Source organism: Klebsiella sp. LY (assembly GCF_004010915.1).
GTDB lineage: Bacteria > Pseudomonadota > Gammaproteobacteria > Enterobacterales > Enterobacteriaceae > Klebsiella > Klebsiella quasipneumoniae.
In genome coordinates this window covers 1,384,674-1,405,634 of the sequence record NZ_CP022444.1, presented here as the reverse complement: position 1 = coordinate 1,405,634, position 20,961 = coordinate 1,384,674, and the positions used below count along the sequence as shown (strand labels likewise).

Here is a 20,961-nt window from a genome sequence, read left to right as displayed (position 1 = left end):
TCCGTTATCGGTTCGTGTTAACAAACATAACGTGGGAAAAAAATAATGATAAAGCTGAAACACTCAATACCTCTGGCTCTCCTCTCGCTGGCCGGGACCAGCAGCCTGGCCTGCGCCGATCCGAAGTATGATTTTGCGCTGCATGGCTATATTCGCTCCGGGATCCTTGCCAATTCTGATGGCAACCGCGCGGACTCCGTCGGCCTGATGCCGGACGGCAAGTGGCGACTGGGCAACGAAGAAGACACCAAGATCGAACTGATCCCCACCGTAACGCTGACGGCGGAGAGCGGCGTGGTGGCGAAAGTGCAGGCCAACCTCACTCACCAGTCGAAATGCACCTCCGACTGGAACTGTCAGGATGACGATGGCCATGATGTGCAGTTTCGTGAAGGGTTCGCCGAGCTGAGCAATCTGGATTTTGCGCCGGAGATGACCTTCTGGGCCGGTAAGCGCTACAGCAGCTCCAACACTTCCAGCCATCAGTTTGACTGGGAGTACATTCAATACAATGGCACCGGCGGCGGCTTCGATAACATGGATCTGGGCTTCGCGCGCTTCGACGCCGGGGTCTACGCCTTTTCGCCCACCGATGAAACCAAAGCCTACCCGGTGGATAAGGGAGATCAGGGCTACCCGGATGATTACTCCCTCAACCTGTGGCTGAAAAAGATCGCCGGGACAGGCTTCGATCTGGAGCTGATCGGCCACCACATGAACCGTAACGAAAAGCATCCGACTTCCGCCGAAAAGGGCTATGGCGTGACCGGTATTTATAACTTTGACGGTTTTTATGGGCTCACCGGGGGGTACTCCCGCCTCGCATTGCAGTACGGCAAAGGGCTGGCGGCGGGCGACTCGCTGGGTAAAAACGGCTGGGGCTGGGCCAATCTGGAAAACACCCAGTCCTGGCGGGTGGTGCTGGATAGCGTGGCCTCGATGGGCGATCTGGAAATCTCCACCTTCGCCTTCTGGCAGAAGGATAAAAACTACCGCTGGTGGACGGAAGATGACAATGGCTGGGGACGCTCGATGTGGGTCGCCGGTATCCGCCCCTATCATCAGATCACCCGCAACTTTGCCATGCAGTACGAGCTGGGCTACGAATACCTGGATGACAAAAACTACAAAGGGGTTAACGGCAAAGGCAAAGGCGGCCTGACCAAAGTCACCGTTGCGCCAACGCTGACTTTTGACTCCGGCTTCTGGGCGCGCCCGCAGCTGCGTTTCTTCGTCACCTACGCGAAGTGGGACAAAGGTGTCTCCGATGCGCTGGACGGCAACTACAACTGGGATACCAATACCATCACCGCCGGCGGTTATTCCCGCAGTGGCTCAACCGACACCGTTAACTTCGGCGTACAGGCCGAAGTCTGGTTCTAAGGAGAGACAGCGATGAAGCCGATGAAAAACCTGCTGCTAATGGGGCTGCTGTCCGCGCTGGGGGCCGGCGGGGCGCTGGCCGCCGAGCGCTCGCATTTTGAACACTTTATCACTCGCGACGGCGCCGCTCTCAAGGATGGCGATAAGGTGTTTCGCTTCGCCGGGATCCACGCGCCGGAGCTGCACCGCATTGAAGACGACGCCCGCGGCCCTTGCAGGGCAGACCCGCGCGGCTGGGGGCAATACTTTAAATGGCCGACGGCCCAGGAGCAGCAAAACTGGATCCAGGCGATGGTGCAAACCGGGGCGAAAGCCCAGCGCGTCTACGTGCTGTCGGTGCAGCAGGAGTTTGACAAGGCCTGCGGCCGCGAGACCCATATTCTCGCGCCGGAAACGGCGGACGGCATGCCGCGGCTGAATGAGAAAGCCATGCGGGTGTATGACAACATGATTGCCGAAGCGGATAAACAGGGATTGCGTCTGATCCTGCCCTTTATCGACCATTGGTGGTGGTGGGGCGGGCGCGAGCAGCTGGCGGCGTTCTACCACGAAAAAGCGGAAGACTTTTATCGTACCGATAGCAAGACCTTCAAAGCCTATCTGGATGTGATCCGTCAGGTCATCACCCGGACAAATACCGTCACCGGCCGCGCCTATTTTGATGAGAAGGCGATCATGGCCTGGGAGACCGGTAACGAGCTGGAGGATACCAATGCCGATTTTCTGCAGCAGACCGCGGCGTGGATTAAAAAGTGGGCTCCCAACCAGCTGGTGATGGATGGCACCTATAAGAAAATCAATTCTTTTGCGTTGACTGACCCCAATGTGGATATCGTCAGTAATCACTATTACACCAACGCCGATAATAACCATCCCGGGCAGGTGACGCAGGATCTACGCGCCGTCGGCGGGCAAAAAGTCTATCTCGTCGGCGAGTTTGGCTTGCTGCCGGCGGATCAGCTGAACGCCATTATGCAGTCGATTGTTCACAGCGAGGTCAACGGGGCGCAAGCCGCCGGGGGGCTTATCTGGGGCTTCCGCGGCCATCGTCACGACGGCGGCTTCTACTGGCATAAGGAGTCGACCGGACACTACAGCTACCACCTGCCGGGGTTTGCAAAAGAAGGCGAAGCGAACCAGGAGCAGGCGGTGGTCGATCTGGTGCGCACCGCCGCAGCGCAGATGGCCGGACAGCAGAGGATGGCGCCGCTGCCGAAGCCGGACGCGCCTCTGCTGCGCGAGACCACCTCGCCCTTCGCGATCAACTGGATGGGTGCCGCGGTAGGACGTAGCTACGATGTCGAACGCGCTGGTTCGCCGACCGGGCCGTGGACGGTGGTGGGCCGGGATATATCCGATGGCGTTAACGAATGGAACCCGGAAACCATGGTTCTGTTCCGCGACGATTATCGTCAGCTTCAGCTCGGGCGTACGTACTATTACCGGGTGAGGGCGAAAAACGAGAGCGGTCGTTCTGCCCCTTCCAATGTGATTAGCGTGAAGCATAGTGAGGTGAATCAGCCGCCGGCTATCACGCTGGAACCCGCCTTAACTACCACTCAGGACCAGGGCGTCGAGCTTACGGCCAACTGGCAGGACGATGGCCTGCCGTCGCGAGAGGTGAAAGTGGGCTGGCAGCACGCCGGCGACGGACAGGTACATTTCTGCCATGCCGATCGGCCGCAAACCCGGGCCTGGTTCACGGCGCCAGGCACCTATGCGCTGACGTTCACTGCCGACGATGGGCTGCTGAAAAGCAGCAAAACCGTGACCGTGACGGTGGGCGAGGCGACGGGGAAGGCGCCGGCGGATTTCTGTCGTTATCACGGCAAAGTCTATGGCGTGGCTGAGGGGCGCCTGACGGTAATGAAGAGTGATAAAGACGCGCTGGCAGTTGGCGAGGACGGTTTTCTCGGCCCATTTGCCAGCGAGGGGGATAAGATCAGCTGGCAGGTGCAGGCGCCGTGGAGCGGTCAGTTCCAGCTCAACGTAACCTTCAACGGCAAATGGGGCGGCAAGCAGAACTCCTTTGTCGTCAACGGGGGCGCTCCGCAGGCCGTGGCCTTCCCGCAGACGGATGAGCAGGGCCAGCAGCTGCGGATACCCGTAACGCTGAAAGCGGGGAGCAATCAGGTTGACTTCGGCCGCTTCGCCGGCGACTGGGGCTATATGTTTATTAAATCGATCGAAGTGGTCGCGGAGTAGTACGCTCAGGCTGCGCCAGACGGGCGCAGCCTTTTTTCGAAAGGAGAGGTTATGCAGCAGTATCAGTTTCCGCAAGGGTTTCTGTGGGGGGCGGCGGCGTCCGGCCCGCAAACGGAAGGGGTCACCAATAAACGCCATCGTTCCATCTGGGACAGCTGGTTTGCTGAACAGCCGGAGCGATTTTATCAACAGGTAGGGCCGCAAACCGTGTGTGATACTTATCATCAGTATCCGCAGGACGTGGCGCTGATGAAACAGACCGGCTTCAACTCGTTTCGAACCTCGATTCAGTGGTCACGACTGATCGCGGATTTTGAAACCGGCTCGCCGGACCCGGACGCGGTGCGTTTTTATCACGCCTATCTTGATGAGATGATCGCCAACGGCATTGAGCCGATGATCAATCTCTACCATTTTGATATGCCTGAGGTGCTGCAGAAACAGTACGGTGGCTTTGAATCGGCGCACGTAGCAGAGCTGTTTGCCCGCTTTGCCCGCACCGCCTTTAACCTGTTTGGCCATAAGGTTAAATACTGGATAACCTTCAACGAGCCGATTGTACCGGTTGAGGGAGGCTACCTGTACGACTTCCACTATCCGTGTAAGAAAGATGGCCGGCTGGCGGCGCAGGTGGCGTTTAACATTATGCTGGCGCATGCCAAAGCGGTAACGGCTTATCGTGAACTGGCGCTGGCGGGCGAGATCGGCGTGGTGCTCAACCTGACTCCGAGCTATACGCTCACCGACAGCGACGCGGATAAAAAGGCCGCCTGGTATGCCGACCTGTTTTTTAACCGCAGCTTCCTTGACCCGCTGGTAAAACATGAATTCCCTAAAGCGCTGTGCGAGATCCTCGCCGCCCACGACTGCCTGCCGACGACCAGCAAAGACGACGTGGCGTTGATCCTCAGCGCGGAGATCGATTTTCTTGGGGTGAACTATTACGTGCCGCGGCGGGTAAAAGCGCGTGAGAGCGAATATGACCTCGATTATTTCACCCCGGAATACTATTTCGAAAACGCGGTGAACCCGCAGGGCCGCTTTAACCCCTATCGTGATAACAACGAGATCCTGCCGCAGGCTATTTACGACATTGCCGCCAATATTCGTGAAAACTACGGCAATATTAAGTGGTATCTCGCGGAAATCGGTATCGCGATGGATCGACAATCAGAGGGCGAGCCCGGGGCGGACGGGGTCATAGACGATACTTTCCGCATTCAACTGATGGAAGAGCATCTGGTGCAGCTGCACCGCGCTATTGCCGACGGCGCGAACTGCTTTGGCGTGCATCAGTGGACGTTTATCGACAACTGGTCGTGGATCAATGCCTTCAAACGGCGCTACGGCTTCTGGCGACTGGATCTGGAGACTGGCGAGCGACAGATAAAACGCAATGCGCTGTGGTTTGCCGAACTGGCGACCAGCAACGGTTTTACCCGCGACAAATAGCGCGCTGCGCCAGCGCTCCCTCCTGGCGGCGCGCAAAGAGGGAGCGTGCGAGGCTACACCAGTTCGTCTTTATTAATGCCCAGCCGCTTCATGCGCGACAGGAGCGTGGTGCGCTTCAGCCCCAGCCGCTGGGCGGCGCCCTTCGGCCCGGCCACCACGCCGTTGCTCTCCTTCAGCACCCGGACGATCAGCTGATATTCATCTTCGCCTTCCTCAGGCAGGACCTCTGGCGACCGCGGAGGCTCGACGATATCCCGCTCCGGCAGGGAGAGCTGCAGCACGTTGCCGCGGGTCAGCAGGACTGCCCGTTCGATGACGTTTTCCAGCTCGCGCACGTTGCCCGGCCACTCCATGCGCGTCAGGGTGCGCAGGGTTTCCGCCGGGATGCTGTCGATATTGCGTCCCATGCGGCGGGCGATTTTGAAGGTAAACGCCTTCACCAGCAGCGGGATGTCGTCGGGACGCTCGCGCAGCGGCGGCAGGTGGATCGGGAACACGTTGAGCCGGTAGTAGAGATCGCTGCGGAATTCCCTGTCGATAACCATTTGCTTGAGATCGCGGTTGGTGGCGGCGATCAGTCGGACGTCGGTCTGGATCAGCTTGTTGCTCCCCAGGCGTTCGAACTCCTGCTCCTGGAGGACGCGCAGCAGCTTGGGCTGCAGCTCCAGCGGCATATCGCCCACTTCATCAAGGAACAGGGAGCTTTTGTCCGCCAGTTCGAAGCGGCCGATACGCTGGGCGCTGGCCCCGGTAAACGCGCCGCGTTCGTGGCCGAACAGATCGCTCTCCAGCAGCCCGGCGGGCATCGCGGCGCAGTTCATCTTCACCATCCGCCGACTGTTTCGTCCGCTGAGGTTATGAATGGCGCGGGCGATAAGCTCTTTACCGGTGCCGGTTTCGCCGAGGATCAGCACGGTGCTGTCGCTGTGGGCCACCATCTCGACCTGCTTGAGCACATTGTTCATCGCCTCGCTGCGGCCGATGATCTCCCCGAATTCGCTCTCGACATTGTTGAGCTGCTCGGTGAGGGCGAGGTTCTCATCCACCAGTCGCTCTTTCAGGCGCTGAATTTCGCGGTAGGCGAGGGCGTTATCGATAGCGATCGACACCCGCTCGGCGATCTGCCGCAGCAGCTTGAGATTGGTGGTGGTAAACACCTGTTCGTCGCACTGCGCCAGCTTCAGCACGCCGAGCAGGGTGTTGCCGGACATCAGCGGCAGCAGGCACAGGGTCTGGATCTTGTTGCCCCACATCTCGAAGAGCATTTTCTCGTACGGCGCGAGAGTGTCATGCTCGTGCAGGTTAAGCAGCAGCATCTCTTTGCTTTTGAACACCCGCTCGGTGAGGGTGCCGGCTTCATCCACCTCGCTCTGGTCGTGAACCGGATGGCTGGCGTCAAGATAGTGGGTGGAATAGATGTTGAGCTTCCCTTTGCGGTTGCTGCGCAGCACTACGCTGATGGCATCGATCCGGAAGTAGCGATGGATCTCTTTCGCCACCTCGCTGACCAGCTCGTCGATATCCAGACGCGAGAGGACCGCGTTGGTGATCGCCACCAGGATGCGAAAGTTGTCGCGCTCGTGGCACAGCAGATCGTAATCGACGTTGTTGCTGACCCGGTTCTGAATCTGCTCGGTGACCACGGCGACGATCTGCGCAAAGGTATGCAGCCGCTGGAACTCTTTCTCGCTCCATGGCCGGTTGTCACGACGCAGAAATTCGCAACCGCCGAAGATCCGCCCGTCGGCCGCCAGCGGCAGCAGCGAGTAGTACCCGAACGGGCGATAGATCCCGCTGCGGATAAGCTGCGGCCAGGTGTCGGCAAAGGTCTCATGATCGCAATGCAGGGCATCCGGCCGGGAGAGTAAGCGGCGTACAGGGCCGTGGGCGAGCACGGTTTCATCTTCGTAGCTCACCGGCTGGCCTGCCTCATCGCAGGCGTATCTGGCCGCGCGGTGGTTGCCTGCGTTCCACAGGATAATGGCCGCTTCGTCGGCCAGCGCGGACTGTTGCACCAGGCGGGTCAGGGTTTCGCTCAGCGCAGCCAGATCGGGCTGCTGTAATAAAAGCCGGGTGATATCAAACAGACCCTGCTGGCCGAGATCGCTCATCGGTGTATACGACATGGCTTACATCCAAAACGCGCCGGCAACGCGGCGCATAAGAAAATGATGGTACAAATAATAGTATGTTAATAAGGCGGTTGTGACCGCCGTTAACCCATCCGTGGGCGCCCGCTGGTTTGGGCGGGATACTCATGCTGGCTTTTCCCGGCTTACGCTGCGCTTAGCCGGGCTACAAGTGCGCGGAGTTTTGTAGCCGGATAAGGCGCCAGCCGCTATCCGGGCCCCGACGCCGTCGTTAACAAATTCTCGGCAGCGGCTCGGCGTGGGGAAGATCGAGCGTCCGCTTCACGCCGTACAGCCCGACGGAACGCACGCCCGGTCGGGCGACCACCTCGCCGATTATCGCCGCCTCGCATCCCAGGGCGTGAGACCGTAGATGCGTCAGCACATTTTCCGCTTCTTCGCGGGCGACGGCGATCACCAGCTTGCCTTCATTGGCGAAGTTCAGGGCGTCCAGCCCGAGCAGCTCGCAGACCCCGCGCACGGTGTCGTTGACCGGCAGCTTCGCCTCGTGCAGTTCAATGCCGCAGCCGCTGGCGACGGCGAACTCATGGGCGACGGCGTTGACGCCGCCGCGGGTGGCGTCGCGCAGGGCTTTTACGCCGCGCAGCGGCCGCAGGGTTTGGATCAGCGGCGTCAGCATCGCGCAGTCGCTGGACAGCGCGCCGTCGAGCCCCATCTGCTCACGCAGATTAAGGATGGTGGCGCCATGATCCCCCAGCGTGCCGCTGACCAGCAGCACATCGCCGGCGCTGATCTGCTGCGTCCCCCAGCGAACGTCCGCCGGGATGGCGCCGATGCCGGCGGTGTTGATAAACAGCTTATCCGCCGCGCCGCGCGGCACCACTTTGGTATCGCCGGTGACGATGGCGATCCCTGCCGCCCGAGCGGTATCGGCCATGCTGGCGACCACCGCTTCCAGGGTAGTCATCTCCAGCCCCTCTTCGAGAATAAACCCGCAGGAGAGATAGCGCGGGATGGCGCCGCTGACCGCCACGTCGTTGGCGGTACCGCAGACGGCCAGCTTGCCGATATTGCCGCCGGGAAAGAACAGTGGGTCAATTACATAGCTGTCGGTGGAGAAGGCGAGGCGATCCCCCTGAGCGGCAAGCGCCGCCAGATCGAGGCGCGCCTGATCCTCCTGCTCCGCCAGCCAGGGGTTGGCGAAAGCCTGCATAAACAGGTCGCCGATCAGCTGCTGCATTGCCTGACCGCCGCTACCGTGGGCTAACTGGACGCTTTTCATGCTTCATATTCCTGACTGCGATATTGATACCAGGCGGCGCAGGCCCCTTCCGAGGAGACCATCAGCGCGCCAAAGGCGCTTTGCGGATTGCAGGTGCTGGCGAAGAGCGGGCACTGGTGCGGTTTACAGCGACCGGTCAACACCTCGCCGCAGCGGGCGCGCGGGTCGTCGCACACGCGCTGCGGCGCCGGGCGGAAATGGGCCTCGGCATCGAAGCGCTGATAGGCCGGCGTGAGGCGCACGCCGGAGTCGCTGATGACCCCCAGACCGCGCCATTCGCTGTCGCCATCAAGGCAAAACACGTCGGCCATCGCCGCCTGCGCCAGCGGGTTGCCGGCATCCGGCACCACGCGACGGTACTGATTTTCCACTTCGCTACGCTGCGCTATTGTCTGCTCAACCAGCATCACCGCGCCTTGCAGTAGATCAAGCGGTTCGAAACCGGCGACCACTAACGGGCGATGATAGTCGCTGGCGATAAAGCCGTAGGCTTCGGTGCCGATCACCATACTGACGTGGCCGGGGGCGAGAAAGGCGTCGATACCGTTGTCCGGCTGATCCAGCAGACTGCGCAGGGTCGGCAGCAGGGTGATGTGCTGACAGAAAAAGAAGAAGTTTTCGACGTTGCGCTCCCGCGCCTGACGCAGGGTGAGGGCGGTGGCGGGCATGGTGGTTTCGAAACCGAGACCGAAAAAGACCACCTCACGCTGCGGGTTTTGCTGCGCCAGCCGCAGGGCGTCCATCGGCGAGTAAACGATGCGAACATCGGCGCCGCTGGCTTTCGCCTGCAGCAGTGAGCCGTTTTTGCCCGGCACGCGCATGGCGTCGCCGAAGGTACAGAAGATCACCCCCGGGCGGCTGGCAATCTCAATGCAGGCGTCGATGCGCCCCATCGGCAGGACGCATACCGGGCAGCCGGGCCCATGAATAAATTCAATATTCTCCGGCAACAGCTGGTCGAGACCGAACTTAAATATGGCATGGGTATGGCCGCCGCAGACCTCCATAATGCGCAGCGGACGCTGCGCGGTGTGCGGCAGCAGATGGGCACGCTGCTGAAGATGGGCCACCAGCTGCATGACCTGCTCGGGGGCGCGGTATTCGTCAACGTAACGCATTATCGCTCCTCGCCGTACAGCAGGGCGCCGACGTCCGGCTCCACGTCAAACATATTTTGCAGCGCCTCGAGCGTATCGCGCGCTTCGGCTTCATTGATCACGCTCATGGCGAACCCGACGTGCACCAGCACCCACTGGCCGAGACGCGGCTGACCCTGCTCGTCAACGGCGCCCACCAGCGTCAGGTCAACGTCGCGCTGAATGCCACAGACTTCCACCTTCGCCAGCACGCCGTCGATGGCGCAAATTTGTCCCGGAATGCCTATGCACATCGTTGCGTCTCCAGCCAGGTGAGCCACTGGTCCATGCCTTCGCCGCTGGTGGCGGAGAGGAGGATAATTTCAATATGCGGATTGACCTCGCGGGCGCAGGCCAGGCATTTACCGACGTCGAAATTGAGATACGGCAGCAGGTCGACCTTGTTGAGCAGCATCAGGCTGGCGGCGGCGAACATATGCGGATACTTCAGCGGCTTGTCTTCGCCTTCGGTGACCGACAGCACCGCCACCTTATGGCGTTCGCCGAGGTCGAAGCTCGCCGGGCAGACCAGGTTGCCGACGTTTTCAATAAACAGAATGCCGTGGTCAGCCAGCGGCAGGCGCGGGGCGGCGTCGGCGATCATCTGGGCGTCGAGATGGCAGCCTTTCCCGGTGTTGACCTGGATCGCCGGAGTGCCGGTGGCGCGAATGCGGGCGGCGTCATTGACCGTTTGCTGGTCGCCTTCGATCACCGCGCAGTCGGCACGCCCTTTCAGCCGGGTGAGGGTTTCGGTGAGCAGGGTGGTTTTGCCGGAGCCGGGGCTGGAAACCAGATTCAGCACCAGCTGCTGCTTTGCCGCAAAGCGCGCGCGGTTGCGCGCCGCCAGGCGGTTGTTTTTATCCAGCACGTCGATTTCCACTTCCAGCATCCGCCGCTGGCTCTGGCCCGGGGCGTGAGTCCCCGCTTCGCCATGGCCGTAATGCAGATCGCCCTCTGTCGTGCGGGTGGGGGCGAAGTGGTCAGTTTTGACGCCGGTGATGGTCATCGTCTGGCGTGGGGCGGGCGCGAAGGGGGCGCTGCGGAACGCGGAATGCGGGTTTCGTTCGTCTCCTTCAATATAGAGGTTGCCTTCGCCACAGCCGCATGTCGTACACATAATTTACTCCAATTCTAAACGCTGAATCTGTAAGCCGTCATCCGCCACGATCTGTAGCTGGTCGTTATTGCAGTGCGGGCAGCGGCGGACGTGCTGCGAGACAAGATGGACGTACTGCTGACAGCGTTCGCACCAGCATTCAGCCTGTTGTTCGGCGATATGCAGTTCACACCCCTCCGCCAGCGTGCCGCGGCAGACCAGCTCAAAGCAGAAGGTCAGGGCGCTGGCTTCGACGCAGGAAAATGCCCCGACCTTAAGCCACACGCCGGTCACCCGTCGCGCGCCGGCCTGCTGCGCCTGTTGTTCAATAATTTCCAGCGCCCGCTGGCTGAGGGTAATTTCGTGCATAGTCGCCTCCGTATCGCGATGCGCCTTTTATGCAATAACGATGCCAGAACAGACTCATGGCGGTGGGAAATGTCGATGACGACGCGCCGGGGCTGTCATCGACATGTCGCGTCGGCAGGAGGTAAATATAAAAACATAATTAAATCAAATAAATAAAATGTGGCACGGAAAATGCTTAAACGGTGCATCTCATGCTACGGAGAAACCGATATGACTATTTGGGAAATAAGTGAAAAGGCGGATTACATCGCCGACCGTCACCGGCAGCAGCAGGAGCAGTGGCATATCTACTGTAACTCGCTGGTTCAGGGGATCACCCTGTCGAAAGCCCGCCTGCATCACGCGATGAGCTGCGCGCCGGACAAAGAGCTGTGCTTCGTGCTGTTCGGCCATTTTCAGGTGTTCGTCGCCCTGGCGGAAGGCTTCAACAGCCACACCATCGAATACTACGTCGAAAACAAAGGCGGCGGTGATAAGTATCTGATTGCTCAGGCCACGCTCGCCGCGGATGGCACGGTGGACGGGCGGATCAGCAACCGCTCCCGCGACCAGGTGCTGGAGCACTATCTGGCGATTATCGCCACCGTCTATGACCGTCTGTACGACGCCATGGAGCAAGACCAACCGGTGGACTTAAGCCATCTGGCTCTGACCCACTGATCGCAAGGTGTCGACATGTGTCGAAAATGACACCTGCGCAACCTGATTTCGTCAAAAGTGACTTTCACCCGAGGATGACCCGGTGAACCGTTTTGTAATTGCTGACTCCACTGTCTGTATCGGCTGCCGCACCTGCGAAGCCGCCTGCTCTGAGACGCATCGCCAACATGGCCTGCAGGCGATGCCGCGGCTGCAGGTGATGCGTAATGAAAAAGAATCGGCACCGCAGATGTGCCACCACTGCGAAGACGCCCCCTGCGCCGCTGTCTGTCCGGTTAACGCCATCCAGCGCGTCGATGGCGCTGTCCAGCTCAATGAGAGCCTGTGCGTAAGCTGCAAGCTGTGCGGCATCGCCTGTCCGTTCGGCGCCATTGAGTTTTCCGGCAGCCGCCCGCTGGATATTCCGGCCAATGCCAATACCCGACTGGCGCCCCCCGCGCCGCCGGCGCCGGCCCGCGTCAGCTCGCTGCTCGACTGGGTGCCTGGGGTGCGCGCCATTGCCGTGAAATGCGACCTCTGCCACTTCGATGACCAGGGTCCGGCCTGCGTGCGGACCTGTCCGACCAAAGCGCTGATGCTGGTGGATAGCCGTGATATCGCCCTGGCCAGCAAGCGTAAACGCCAGCTGACCTTTAATACCGACCTTGGCGACTTGTCGCTGTTCCAGGCGCAACAGGGGGAGAGGGAATGAGTGTAATTGGATTAGTCAATCAGGCGGTGACATGGTACGCCGCCAGCGCCGTGCTGGCCTTTGTGTTTGCCATGCGTAAACCGCTCAGCGGCGCCATTGCCGGGATCGGCGGCGCGGTGGCCAGCGCCATGCTGGTGGTTGCCGGCGGCGCCGCGCTGTTGATGCCGGATCGGATCCACGGCGGCATGCTGCAGTTTCTCCATCTGACGATGCGGGTGGGCGGCGTGAATGCCTTGTGGCTGCTGGCCATTGGCCTGTCGGCGCTGCCGGTGTCGCTGTTTAACATTAGCTGGCATCGCCACCCGCAGGTGAAGGCCAACGGCCTGCTGGTCAACCTGCTGCTGGCCGCCGCCACCTGTGCGGTGGTGGTGACCAATATCGGCTCGCTGGTGGTGATGGCGGAGATCATGGCGCTCTGCGCGGCGTTTCTCACCGGCTGCGCCGCCTCCGGCAAGCTGTGGTTTGCCCTGGGTCGTCTCGGCACGTTGCTGATGGCCTGGACCTGCTGGCTGGTGTGGTCGACCTACGGCACCCTCGAGCTGGCGCAGATCAATCTTCAGGCGGTGGATATGATGCAGAGCCCACTGCTGTGGCTGCCGGGGCTGGCGGGGTTCGCCCTGCTGGCGGGGGCTATCCCGCTGCACGGCTGGGCGCCGCAGGCGCACGCCGGGGCCAGCGCGCCGGCCGCCGCGCTGTTTTCCACTGTGGTCATGAAGGTCGGTCTGTACGGCATGTTAACCGTTTCGCTGGCCGGCGGCGTGCCGCCGCTGTGGTGGGGCGTGATGCTGCTGGTGCTGGGGATGATCACCGCCTTTATCGGCGGGCTGTATGCGTTGATGGAACATAACATTCAGCGCCTGCTGGCCTATCACACCCTGGAGAACATCGGCATTATCCTGCTGGGGCTGGGCGCCTTCGTCACCGGCGTGGCCACCCGCAACAGCACGCTGATGGTGCTGGGTTTCATCGGTGGCATGTATCACCTGATTAACCACAGCCTGTTCAAAACTACGCTGTTCCTCGGCGCCGGGGCGGTGTGGTTCCGCACCGGCCATCGCGATATCGAGAAGCTGGGCGGCATCGGTAAAAAAATGCCGCTGATCTCCCTCGCCATGCTGGTGGGGCTGATGGCGATGGCGGCCCTGCCACCGCTGAACGGCTTCGCCGGCGAGTGGGTTATCTACCAGTCCTTCTTCAAAATGAGCACCAGCGACCTGTTTATTGGCCGTCTGCTGGGGCCGCTGCTGGCGGTCGGCCTGGCGATCACCGGCGCGCTGGCGGTGATGTGTATGGCCAAAGTCTATGGCGTCACCTTCCTCGGCGCGCCGCGGAGCAAAGAGGCGGAAAACGCCACCTGCGCCCCCTGGCTGATGACCCTGAGCGTGGTCATGGCGGCGGTCTTCTGCCTCGTTGGCGGCATCGCCGCGCCGTGGCTGCTGCCGCTGGTGAGCGGTGCCTTCCCGCTGCAGGCCCAGGTGTCGAGCGTGGTGTCGCAGCCGATGATCGCGCTGCTGCTTATCGCCTGCCCGCTGCTGCCGTTCTTGCTGATGATCTTCTTTAAAGGCGATCGCCTGGCGGCGCGCTCGCGCGGCGCGGCCTGGGTCTGCGGCTACGATCACGAACAGTCGATGGTGGTCACTGCCCACGGTTTCGCCATGCCGGTGAAAGAGGCCTTTGCGCCGCTGCTGAAGCTGCGTCACTGGCTGAATCCGGTGCGTCTGGTACCGGGCTGGCAATCGGCCTCGGCGCCGGCGCTGCTGCGCGGAATGGCGCTGGTTGAGCTGGCGGTGCTGGTGGTGATTGTCATTTCGCGAGGAGCCTGAGAATGAGTTTGTTAATTGCATTGCTACAGGCGCTGGCGCTGTTTGCCGTCGCGCCGCTGTTATCCGGGATCGTTCGCGTCGCCCGCGCGCGGCTGCATAACCGCCGCGGTCCGGGCGTGCTGCAGGAGTATCGGGATATCCTGAAACTGCTGGGCCGCCAGAGCGTCGGTCCCGACGCCTCGGGCTGGGTGTTCCGCCTGACGCCGTACGTCATGGTGGGCGTGATGCTGACCATCGCCACCGCCTTGCCGGTGGTGACGGTGGACTCTCCGCTGCCGGTGCTTGGGGATCTCATCACCCTGATCTACCTGTTCGCCATCGCCCGTTTCTTCTTCGCGATTTCCGGTCTGGACACCGGCAGCCCATTTACCGCGCTGGGCAGCAGCCGCGAAGCGATGCTCGGCGTGCTGGTGGAGCCGATCCTGCTGCTGGGCCTGTGGGTCGCCGCACAGGTCGCCGGCTCGACGCACATCAGCACCATTACCGATACCCTTTATCACTGGCCGGCAGCGCGCAGCATTCCCTTGATTCTGGCGCTGTGCGCCTGCGCCTTCGCCACCTTTATCGAGATGGGCAAACTGCCGTTCGATCTGGCGGAAGCGGAGCAGGAGCTGCAGGAGGGGCCGCTTTCCGAGTACAGCGGTAGCGGCTTTGGCATCCTGAAGTGGGGCATCAGTCTCAAACAGCTGGTGGTGCTGCAGATGTTTGTCGGGGTCTTTTTCCCGTGGGGCCAGATGACCAGCTTCAGCGTCGGCGGCCTGCTGCTGGCGCTGGTGGTGGCCGTCGTCAAGCTGGTGGTGGGCGTGCTGATCATCGCGCTGTTCGAGAACAGCATGGCGCGTCTGCGTTTTTGTGCCACCTCCCGCGTCACCTGGGCCGGGTTTGGTTTTGCCTTTTTAGCCTTCGTCTCCTTGCTGGTGGCGTGATTTAAGAGAGTTTGAGCATGTCTGAAGAAAAAATCGGTCAACACTATCTTGCGGCGCTGCACCAGGCCTTTCCGGGCGTGGTGCTGGACGAAGCCTGGCAGACCAAAGACCAGTTAACCATCACCGTGAAGGTCAATTACCTGCCGGAAGTGGTGGAGTTTCTCTACTACCAGCAGGGCGGCTGGCTGTCGGTGCTGTTCGGCAACGATGAACGTAAGCTGAACGGCCACTACGCGGTCTATTACGTACTGTCGATGGAGCAGGGCACCAAATGCTGGATCACCGTGCGCGTGGAAGTGGACGCCAACAAACCGGAATACCCGTCGGTGACGCCGCGCGTGCCGGCGGCGGTGTGGGGCGAGCGCGAAGTACGCGACATGTACGGCCTGGTGCCGGTCGGCCTGCCGGACGAACGCCGGCTGGTGCTGCCGGACGACTGGCCGGACGAACTCTATCCGCTGCGTAAAGACAGCATGGACTACCGCCAGCGTCCGGCGCCGACCACCGACGCCGAAACCTACGAGTTCATCAACGAGCTCGGCAGCAAGAAAAACAACGTGGTGCCGATCGGCCCGCTGCACGTCACTTCCGATGAGCCCGGCCACTTCCGCCTGTTCGTTGACGGTGAGAACATTATCGATGCCGATTACCGTCTGTTCTATGTCCACCGCGGCATGGAGAAACTGGCGGAAACCCGCATGGGTTATAACGAAGTGACTTTCTTGTCTGACCGCGTGTGCGGCATCTGCGGCTTCGCCCACAGTACCGCTTATACCACCTCGGTGGAGAATGCGATGGGCATCGTGGTGCCGGAGCGGGCGCAGATGATCCGCGCCATTCTGCTGGAGGTGGAACGCCTGCATTCGCACCTCCTGAACCTTGGTCTGGCCTGCCACTTCACCGGCTTCGACTCCGGCTTTATGCAGTTCTTCCGCGTGCGCGAAACCTCGATGAAGATGGCGGAGATCCTCACCGGCGCGCGTAAAACCTACGGTCTGAACCTGATCGGCGGGATCCGCCGCGACCTGCTGAAAGAGGACATGATCCAGACCCGTCAGCTGGCGCAGCAGATGCGTCGCGATGTGCAGGAGCTGGTGGATATGCTGCTCAGCACCCCGAACATGGAGCAGCGCACCGTCGGCATTGGCCGGCTGGACCCGGAAATCGCCCGCGACTTCAGTAACGTTGGCCCGATGGTGCGCGCCAGCGGCCACGCCCGCGACACCCGCGCCGACCATCCGTTCGTCGGTTACGGCCTGCTGCCGATGGAGGTTCACAGCGAGCAGGGCTGCGACGTGATATCCCGCCTCAAGGTGCGGATCAACGAGGTTTATACCGCGCTGAACATGATTGATTACGGTCTCGATAACCTGCCGGGCGGTCCGCTGATGGTGGAAGGGTTCACCTATATCCCGCACCGCTTTGCGCTGGGCTTCTCCGAGGCGCCGCGCGGCGACGATATCCACTGGAGCATGACCGGCGATAACCAAAAACTGTACCGCTGGCGCTGCCGGGCGGCGACCTACGCCAACTGGCCGACCCTGCGCTACATGCTGCGCGGCAACACCGTTTCCGATGCGCCGCTGATCATCGGCAGCCTCGACCCGTGCTACTCCTGTACCGACCGCATGACCGTAGTCGATGTACGCAAGAAGAAGAGCAAAGTGGTGCCGTACAAAGAGCTGGAGCGCTATAGCATCGAGCGTAAAAACTCGCCGCTGAAATAAGGAATCGCCATGTTTACCTTTATTAAAAAAGTCATTAAGACCGGCACCGCGACGCACGCCTACCCGCTGGAGCCGATGCCGGTAGATAAAAACTTCCGCGGCAAGCCGGAGCATAACCCGCAGCAGTGTATCGGCTGCGCGGCCTGCGTGAATGCCTGCCCATCGAACGCCCTGACGGTCGAGACCGATCTGGCCACTAACCAGCTGGCGTGGCAGTTCAACCTCGGGCGCTGCATCTTCTGCGGCCGCTGCGAAGAGGTCTGTCCGACGGCGGCGATTAAGCTGTCGCCGGAGTATGAGCTGGCGGTGTGGAAGAAAGAGGATTTCCTTCAGCAGTCGCGCTTCGCTATCTGCCACTGCCGGGAGTGCCAGCGGCCGTTCGCGGTGCAGAAGGAGATCGACTACGCCATCGCGCTGCTCAAGCATAACGGCGATACCCGCGCCGAGCTGCACCGCGAAAGCTTCGAAACCTGCCCGGAATGCAAGCGCCAGAAATGTCTGGTGCCGTCCGATCGTATTGAACTGACCCGCCACATAAGGGAGGCCAGCTGATGAGCACTTTACTTGGCCCGCGCGATGAAAACGGCATTCCGGTGCCGATGACGGTGGATGAATCCATCGCCAGCATGAAGGCCTCGCTGCTGAAGAAAATCAAACGTTCCGCCTACGTTTATCGCGTCGACTGCGGCGGCTGTAACGGCTGCGAAATCGAAATCTTCGCCACCCTTTCGCCGCTGTTCGACGCTGAACGCTTCGGGATTAAGGTTGTGCCTTCGCCGCGCCATGCCGATATCCTGCTGTTTACCGGGGCGGTGACCCGCGCGATGCGCTCCCCGGCGCTGCGCGCCTGGCAGTCGGCGCCGGATCCGAAGATCTGTATCTCCTACGGCGCCTGCGGCAACAGCGGCGGCATCTTCCACGACCTGTACTGCGTCTGGGGCGGTACCGATAAAATCGTACCGGTCGATGTCTATATTCCGGGCTGCCCGCCGACGCCCGCCGCCACCCTGTACGGCTTCGCCATGGCCCTCGGCCTGCTGGAGCAGAAAATTCACGCCCGCCTGCCGGGCGAGCTTGACGAACAGCCGACCGAGCTGCTGCACGCCGATATGGTGCAACCCCTGCGGGTGCGCATCGACCGCGAAGCGCGGCGTCTGGCGGGCTATCGCTATGGCCGGCAGATTGCCGACGACTATATGCGTCTGCTCGGCCAGGGCGACAGCCAGGTGCTGCGCTGGCTGGAAGCGGAGAAAGATCCGCGTCTGACCGAGATCGTCACCCATCTCAACCATGTGGTCGAGGGGGCGCGTATCCGATGAGCGAGACGGTGGTGTTCAGTCAGCTGAGCCGTAAATTTATTGATGAGAACGACGCCACGCCGGATCAGGCGCAGCAGGTGGTCTATTACAGCCTGGCGATTGGCCACCACCTCGGCGTTATCGACTGTCTTGAGGCGGCGCTGAGCTGCCCGTGGGAGGCGTATCTGGCGTGGATCGCCACCCTTGAGGCCGGCAGCGCCGCGCGGCGCAAAATGGAGGGGGTGCCGAAGTATGGCGAGATCGTCATCGACAGCAGCCACGTGGCAATGCTGGCCAACGCCTTTGATAAAGCGCAGTCCGCGCAGACCCCGCAGCAGCAGGCGTGGAGCAAAACAATGCTCAGCATGCTGCATGATATTCACCAGGAGAGCGCCATCTATCTGATGGTGAGGAGATTACGTGACTGACGTTTTACTCTGTGTTGGCAACAGCATGATGGGCGACGACGGCGCCGGCCCGCTGCTGGCGGAGATGTGCGCGGCGAACCCGGCCGGCCAGTGGGTGGTCATCGACGGCGGCAGCGCGCCGGAAAACGACATCGTGGCGATCCGCGAATTACGCCCCGAACGGCTGCTGATCGTCGATGCCACCGACATGGGCCTTAACCCCGGCGACATTCGCGTCATCGACCCCGACGACATCGCCGAGATGTTTATGATGACCACCCATAACATGCCGCTCAACTATCTGGTCGATCAGCTGAAAGAGGACGTCGGCGAGGTGATCTTCCTCGGCATTCAGCCGGATATCGTCGGTTTTTATTATCCGATGACCCAGCCGGTGAAAGAGGCCGTTGCCCGGGTATACCAGCAGCTGGCAGGCTGGCAGGGCCACGGCGGCTTTGCCCGGCTGGAGGCCGCAGACGATTAACCCTGCGGCGATCAGGGCTCCCCGACGGCGCGCGACTGGCCTGCCGGGAGCCCCGTTACCGGCGGCGCCAGCTCAAGATTCTCTATCACTAATTTACCGGGCGACACCGAGACTCTGACCTGCGTGCCGACCGGAAATCCCGCCTGCTCCAGCCAGTCGCCGTTCAGGCTCAGGGCCGCGTGGCGGGTGTAGCGCCGCGTCTCCCGCGTTTTGCGGTTCTCATGGCGTTTTCTGACATAACCCACGGTTAACTGGCGAATGGCCCTGACGATCCCTCTGGCTGCGGGGGGCTGCTGTGCGTTCATGATTTGCTCCTTGCTGAAGATACCCCTGAAAATATACTGGATAAAATACCAGTTGTTGTGAACGGGAGGCAAACCAGAAACTGGAATCAGGCTCGAGAAAAAAACATGTAATGGATGCAACAGAAAGCAGACGCCCGTCCCCCGGTCAGCGCAGGGAGACGGGCGAGCGCCGGAGACGCGCTTAGTCGAGGTCGGCGCCGTTGCTGGCTATCACCTTCTGGTACCAGAAGAACGACTTTTTACGCTTGCGCGCCAGCGTGCCGTTGCCAGCGTCGTCGCGATCGACATAGACAAAGCCGTAGCGTTTGCTCATCTCGCCGGTTGACGCCGAGACCAGATCGATACAGCCCCAGCTGGTGTAACCCAACACCGGAATACCGTCGCCGATGGCGTCGCGCATCGCCTTGATGTGCTCGCGCAGGTAACTGATGCGATAGTCGTCATTGATCTCGCCCCTGGCGTCGATCTCGTCCCGGGCGCCGAGCCCGTTTTCCACCAGGAACAGCGGCTTCTGATAGCGGTCGTACATCATGTTCATGGTGATACGCAGACCCAGCGGGTCGATGCCCCAGCCCCATTCGCTGGCCGGAATGTGCGGGTTCTTCAGCGACTTGACGATATTGGCGGCATTGGTGTTGCTGGCGTTCATCTCCGCCGAGGCGCAGCGTGAGGCGTAGTAGCTAAAGGAGACGAAATCGACGGTGTTTTTGAGGATCTCGTCATCGCCCGGCTGCTTCGCAATGGTGACCCCCTTTTCCCGGAACACCCGCGCGGCCCACACCGGGTAGGCGCCGCGCGCCTGGACGTCAATAAAGAACAGATTTTCGCGGTCCTTCTCCAGCGCCATCCAGACATCTTCCGGCTTGCAGGAGTAAGGGTAGAAATTACCGCCCGCCATCATGCAGCCGACCTGATTTTGCGGGTTTATCTCGTGGGCGATTTTTGTCGCCAGCGCGCTGGCCACCAGCTCGTGATGCGCGGCCTGGTACTTCACCTGCTCCTGGTTTTCTCCCGCTTCAAACACCAGACCGGCGCCGGAGTAGGGGCTGTGCAGCATGATATTGATTTCATTGAAGGTGAGCCAGTATTTCACCAGACCGTCAAAAGCTTCAAAGCAGGTGCGGGCGTAGTGGCTAAAGAAATCGACCATTTTGCGGTTGCGCCAGGAGCCGTACTCCATCACCAGGTGCATCGGCACGTCAAAATGGCACAGCGTGACCAGCGGCTCGATACCGTGCTTTTTGCACTCTTCGAACAGCGAGCGATAGAAGGCGATGCCCTGCGGATTCGGCTGCTGCTCGTCGCCGCGCGGGAACAGGCGGCTCCAGGCGATGGAAGTGCGAAAGACGCTGAACCCCATCTCCGCCATCAGGGCGATATCTTCCTTGTAGCGGTGGTAGAAATCGATCGCCTCGTGGCTGGGGTAGAATTCGTCTTCGCGAAGCGTGAAGCGCTTCTCCAGGCCTAATTTTACCGGCAGACGGTGGGCGCCGTGGGGGAGGGTATCCACGGTGGCCATCCCTTTCCCCCCTTCGCGCCATGCGCCTTCAGACTGGTTGGCGGCCAGTGCGCCGCCCCATAAAAATCCCTGTGGGAAACTCGCCATGCGTTACCTCGTTATCAATGA

Annotated in this window: 20 protein-coding genes; 12 read left to right on the top strand and 8 right to left on the bottom strand. The window is 61.1% G+C overall.

The genetic code is table 11. The features are described from left to right. The first annotated feature begins 45 nt into the window (after positions 1–45). The 3 genes from CE636_RS09630 to CE636_RS09620 are packed head-to-tail and all read left to right on the top strand — an operon-like array spanning position 46 to position 5,040. Positions 46–1,383 (top strand): maltoporin, encoded by a 1,338-nt coding sequence (locus CE636_RS09630; protein ID WP_017899629.1) that lies wholly within the window; start codon positions 46–48, stop codon positions 1,381–1,383. A gap of 12 nt (positions 1,384–1,395) precedes the next feature. Then, complete coding sequence (locus CE636_RS09625) at positions 1,396–3,588, top strand: CBM35 domain-containing protein (protein WP_017899630.1); 2,193 nt, start codon at positions 1,396–1,398, stop codon at positions 3,586–3,588. Positions 3,589–3,639: 51 nt separating this feature from the next. Then, positions 3,640–5,040, top strand: a complete 1,401-nt coding sequence (locus CE636_RS09620) for a glycoside hydrolase family 1 protein (protein ID WP_017899631.1) — start codon at positions 3,640–3,642, stop codon at positions 5,038–5,040. Positions 5,041–5,093: 53 nt separating this feature from the next. Here CE636_RS09620 and flhA read toward each other — a convergent pair whose 3' ends face one another. The 6 genes from flhA to hypA form a co-directional block, all read right to left on the bottom strand. Beyond that, positions 5,094–7,166, bottom strand: a complete 2,073-nt coding sequence (flhA, locus tag CE636_RS09615; RefSeq protein WP_004205639.1) for a formate hydrogenlyase transcriptional activator FlhA — start codon at positions 7,164–7,166, stop codon at positions 5,094–5,096. 235 nt (positions 7,167–7,401) lie between these two features. Beyond that, entirely contained in the window at positions 7,402–8,412 is a 1,011-nt protein-coding gene (gene hypE / locus CE636_RS09610; RefSeq protein WP_017899632.1) for a hydrogenase expression/formation protein HypE, read from the bottom strand. Then, positions 8,409–9,530 (bottom strand): hydrogenase formation protein HypD, encoded by a 1,122-nt coding sequence (gene hypD / locus CE636_RS09605; protein ID WP_017899633.1) that lies wholly within the window; start codon positions 9,528–9,530, stop codon positions 8,409–8,411. The genes hypE and hypD overlap by 4 nt, the downstream gene beginning before the upstream one ends. Further along, positions 9,530–9,802: a HypC/HybG/HupF family hydrogenase formation chaperone gene (locus CE636_RS09600; RefSeq protein WP_002914934.1), complete on the bottom strand. Its 273-nt coding sequence runs from the start codon at positions 9,800–9,802 to the stop codon at positions 9,530–9,532. The genes hypD and CE636_RS09600 overlap by 1 nt, the downstream gene beginning before the upstream one ends. Continuing rightward, positions 9,793–10,665, bottom strand: a complete 873-nt coding sequence (gene hypB, locus CE636_RS09595; protein ID WP_017899634.1) for a hydrogenase nickel incorporation protein HypB — start codon at positions 10,663–10,665, stop codon at positions 9,793–9,795. The genes CE636_RS09600 and hypB overlap by 10 nt, the downstream gene beginning before the upstream one ends. Positions 10,666–10,668: 3 nt before the next feature. Next, on the bottom strand, positions 10,669–11,013 hold the full coding sequence (gene hypA, locus CE636_RS09590) for a hydrogenase maturation nickel metallochaperone HypA (RefSeq protein WP_004205644.1): 345 nt from the start codon (positions 11,011–11,013) through the stop codon (positions 10,669–10,671). Positions 11,014–11,223: 210 nt separating this feature from the next. Between hypA and hycA the strand changes: the two genes are divergently transcribed. From hycA to hycI, 9 genes are all read left to right on the top strand, one after another. Further along, a complete protein-coding gene (gene hycA / locus CE636_RS09585) occupies positions 11,224–11,673 on the top strand; it encodes a formate hydrogenlyase regulator HycA (protein WP_004205645.1) in 450 nt (149 codons plus the stop codon). An 82-nt stretch (positions 11,674–11,755) separates the two neighbouring features. Further along, positions 11,756–12,364, top strand: a complete 609-nt coding sequence (locus tag CE636_RS09575) for a 4Fe-4S dicluster domain-containing protein (RefSeq protein ID WP_004205646.1) — start codon at positions 11,756–11,758, stop codon at positions 12,362–12,364. Continuing rightward, entirely contained in the window at positions 12,361–14,187 is a 1,827-nt protein-coding gene (gene hycC, locus CE636_RS09570) for a formate hydrogenlyase subunit 3 (protein ID WP_004205647.1), read from the top strand. The genes CE636_RS09575 and hycC overlap by 4 nt, the downstream gene beginning before the upstream one ends. A gap of 2 nt (positions 14,188–14,189) precedes the next feature. Beyond that, a complete protein-coding gene (locus CE636_RS09565) occupies positions 14,190–15,113 on the top strand; it encodes a respiratory chain complex I subunit 1 family protein (RefSeq protein WP_004205648.1) in 924 nt (307 codons plus the stop codon). Between the two features lie 17 nt (positions 15,114–15,130). Next, the gene (hycE, locus tag CE636_RS09560; protein WP_004205649.1) at positions 15,131–16,840 is read left to right on the top strand and encodes a formate hydrogenlyase subunit HycE; all 1,710 of its coding nucleotides are present in this window, start codon (positions 15,131–15,133) and stop codon (positions 16,838–16,840) included. A 9-nt stretch (positions 16,841–16,849) separates the two neighbouring features. Continuing rightward, the gene (locus CE636_RS09555) at positions 16,850–17,392 is read left to right on the top strand and encodes a formate hydrogenlyase complex iron-sulfur subunit (protein ID WP_004205650.1); all 543 of its coding nucleotides are present in this window, start codon (positions 16,850–16,852) and stop codon (positions 17,390–17,392) included. Continuing rightward, the gene (locus CE636_RS09550; protein WP_017899635.1) at positions 17,392–18,159 is read left to right on the top strand and encodes an NADH-quinone oxidoreductase subunit B family protein; all 768 of its coding nucleotides are present in this window, start codon (positions 17,392–17,394) and stop codon (positions 18,157–18,159) included. Before CE636_RS09555 ends, CE636_RS09550 begins: the two co-directional genes overlap by 1 nt. Further along, positions 18,156–18,566 carry a formate hydrogenlyase maturation HycH family protein gene (locus tag CE636_RS09545; RefSeq protein ID WP_016161698.1) on the top strand — a complete coding sequence of 137 codons (411 nt, stop codon included), beginning with the start codon at positions 18,156–18,158 and terminating at the stop codon, positions 18,564–18,566. The genes CE636_RS09550 and CE636_RS09545 overlap by 4 nt, the downstream gene beginning before the upstream one ends. Beyond that, complete coding sequence (gene hycI, locus CE636_RS09540; protein WP_017899636.1) at positions 18,559–19,029, top strand: hydrogenase maturation peptidase HycI; 471 nt, start codon at positions 18,559–18,561, stop codon at positions 19,027–19,029. Before CE636_RS09545 ends, hycI begins: the two co-directional genes overlap by 8 nt. A gap of 11 nt (positions 19,030–19,040) precedes the next feature. On the opposite strand, the gene CE636_RS09535 is transcribed toward hycI, so the two are convergent. Together CE636_RS09535 and CE636_RS09530 are read right to left on the bottom strand one after the other, a co-directional pair. Next, on the bottom strand, positions 19,041–19,334 hold the full coding sequence (locus tag CE636_RS09535) for a SymE family type I addiction module toxin (RefSeq protein WP_004205653.1): 294 nt from the start codon (positions 19,332–19,334) through the stop codon (positions 19,041–19,043). 181 nt (positions 19,335–19,515) lie between these two features. Beyond that, on the bottom strand, positions 19,516–20,940 hold the full coding sequence (locus CE636_RS09530) for a 6-phospho-beta-glucosidase (protein WP_017899637.1): 1,425 nt from the start codon (positions 20,938–20,940) through the stop codon (positions 19,516–19,518). Between the last annotated feature and the right edge of the window lie 21 nt (positions 20,941–20,961).